Raw genomic sequence first — 2,461 nt, forward strand, 5'->3', positions numbered from 1 at the left:
GGTTTGCATCCTGGGCGCAGGTGATTTCCGCACAATGACGGCATGACACGGTAAGCGAAATGATTCGCTCCACGTCGCCGGAAATATTGAACGCGGCCTCGAAGGCATGGATGGCGAAGTGGCCGGTGTCCGGCATGGTGTTCTCGGTTGCAGACAGGTGTCTCCATCCTCGTTTTCCCACCGTGATGAGGCTGTCAGGCCAGCGCGGTGGCGAAGTCAACGAGGTCCGCTGCTACGCTTCAGGACTGCGCATGCGGCTGGGATAGCATGCAGTTTGAATTTCCACTCGCCGCTGGCAACGGAGTAGCTCGCAATGGACATCGAACTGGACGGCAACCGCATCCACAGCGAGCGGGCATTCCACGAGACGCTGGCGCTCGCACTGGGTGTCGAGCGCGGTTATGGGAACAATCTCGACGCCCTCTGGGATCTGCTGAGTGCCAGCGTCGAGCGCCCGCTGCAGCTGACCTGGAACGGCCATCAGGTTTCCAGAGAGGCGCTGGGGCCTCGCTTCCAGCAGATCGTCGACGTACTTGAGCGGGTGCAGCGCCAGGATGAGGCCATGGCACTGGACGAACGCTTCAGCTATTGCCTGCGGTAGGTGCGGTGTGCAGCCGCTGCCAGCGTGGTGCTGCCTGTTGCCTCCAGGGCAACACCGTCGCCTGGGCGACGGCTGACGAACCGTGCGCAGTTCAGCGGCTGCCGGCGATGGCAATCCTGCGCTTCTCCAGCATCACCGACACGCACCACAGCAGCAGGCCGCCGACCGCCGTCGCCGCACCTACGTAACCGGTGGTGGCCGGGCTGAAGCCGGCGCTGATCGCCATGCCGCCCAGCCACGGGCCGAGCGCATTGGCGGTATTGAACGCCGCATGGTTGGAGGCGGCGGCCAGGGTCTGCGCCTCGCCGGCCACGTCCATCAGGCGCGTCTGCAACACCGCAGCCAGGGCGCCCATCGTGCCCACGGTGATGATCATCGGGCCGATGGTCCACACCGATTCTGCAGCAAGCGGGTACAGCAGCAGCATCACGATCGACCACACCAGCACCACGGCGGCGGCCTTGAAGTGGAATTTGTCGACCAGCCAGCCACCAGCGATGTTGCCGATGATCGCACCGATGCCGAACACGCCTACTGCCAGCGGCATCCACGACTCGGCCACGCCGGTCACCTGCACGAGTGTCGGTGCCAGGTAGGTGAACACGCAGAACATGCCGGCAAAGCCCACCGCACCGATAGACAGCGCCAGCCATACCTGGGGGGTGTTGAATGCGCGCAGCTCGCGCATCGGCGAGGTCCGCACCTCATCCGGATCGGGTAGCAGGAAGCGCGCGATCATCGCCACTGTGGCGATGGCCAACACGCTGACCAGGGCGAAGGCGGTACGCCAGCTCAGCTGCTGGCCCAGCCAGGTGGTCAGCGGATTGCCGATCAGGATCGCCACCGACAGCCCCAACAGCACGCGCGACATTGCTTGGCCGCGCTGGCCGGCCGGACTGATCGCTGCCGCCACCAGCATCGCCACCCCGAAGTAGGCGCCATGCGGCAGGCCAGCGACGAAGCGCGCCACCAGCATCGTGCCGTAGTTCGGCGCCAACGCGCTGGCCAGATTGCCGACGGCATAGAACCCCATCAACGCCAGCAGCAGCTTGCGGCGCGGGAAGCTGGCGCCGACGAAGGCCAGGATCGGAGCGCCCACCACCACGCCGATGGCGTATGCGCTGATCAGGTGGCCGACCTGCGTCTCGCTGATCGACAGGCCGCGGCTGATCTCCAGCATCAGGCCCATGCTGGCGAATTCACTGGTGCCGATGGCGAAGCCGCCCAACGACAGGGCGAGGATGATCAGGGTACGCTGGCGCGGCGTCAGCCGAGCGGCCAGAGGGGAGTTGGGGCTCATTCGGGGGCGCAAAGGGGCGGGGAGGCGCCCCATTGTACTGCTGCACCGCAACAGGCATCAGCCGGGCTGGGGGTAAATCAGTGTTCGATGGGTGGTGCTGCCGGCGTGGCCTGCTGGCCAAGCGCCGCCAAGGCCCGTCGGTATTTGTCACGCAGGCGCTCGGCGGTGGCGGCATCCAGCGATGCCAGCCGCGCTTCATCGGCATTGTCGGCGATGTCGGCCAGCTTGACCTTCAGTGCCAGCGGATCCGCCGAAATTCGTGCGTAGTACGTGTCGGCATCCGCCGCAGGCGTCCGGCTCAGCAGCCGGACCGCGTCCTGCAACGGGGCGGGAAAGGCCTGCACCTGCCCAGCGAAGGCCGGGCAGTCCTCGATCACATCATGCAGCCAGGCCACCGCCTCTGCTTCATCATCGCCGCGCACGGCAGCGGCCACCCGGCCAACGTGGCCGATGTAGGGGTGCCCTGCCTTGTCGACCTGGTCGGCATGGGCCTCCACCGCCAGCATGCGTGCACGTTCTACCCAGTCCATTGCGATCTCCCCGGTGCAAGCGTGTATTGT

3 protein-coding genes are annotated in these 2,461 nt (G+C 66.1%); 1 reads left to right on the forward strand and 2 read right to left on the reverse strand.

Annotation, left to right across the window (positions count from 1 at the left end):
• Window positions 1-313 precede the first annotated feature (313 nt).
• Complete coding sequence (locus AC1VAN_RS18430; protein WP_032976222.1) at window positions 314-601, forward strand: barstar family protein; 288 nt, start codon at window positions 314-316, stop codon at window positions 599-601.
• 91 nt (window positions 602-692) lie between these two features.
• On the opposite strand, the gene AC1VAN_RS18435 is transcribed toward AC1VAN_RS18430, so the two are convergent.
• Together AC1VAN_RS18435 and AC1VAN_RS18440 are read right to left on the reverse strand one after the other, a co-directional pair.
• Window positions 693-1,901, reverse strand: coding sequence for an MFS transporter (locus tag AC1VAN_RS18435; protein ID WP_032976221.1), 1,209 nt, complete (start codon window positions 1,899-1,901; stop codon window positions 693-695).
• Between the two features lie 77 nt (window positions 1,902-1,978).
• The coding region (locus AC1VAN_RS18440) for a hypothetical protein (RefSeq protein ID WP_480986402.1) at window positions 1,979-2,461 on the reverse strand (483 nt) is incomplete at its 5' end.

Source organism: Stenotrophomonas sp. 05L44_2 (genome assembly GCF_056665995.1).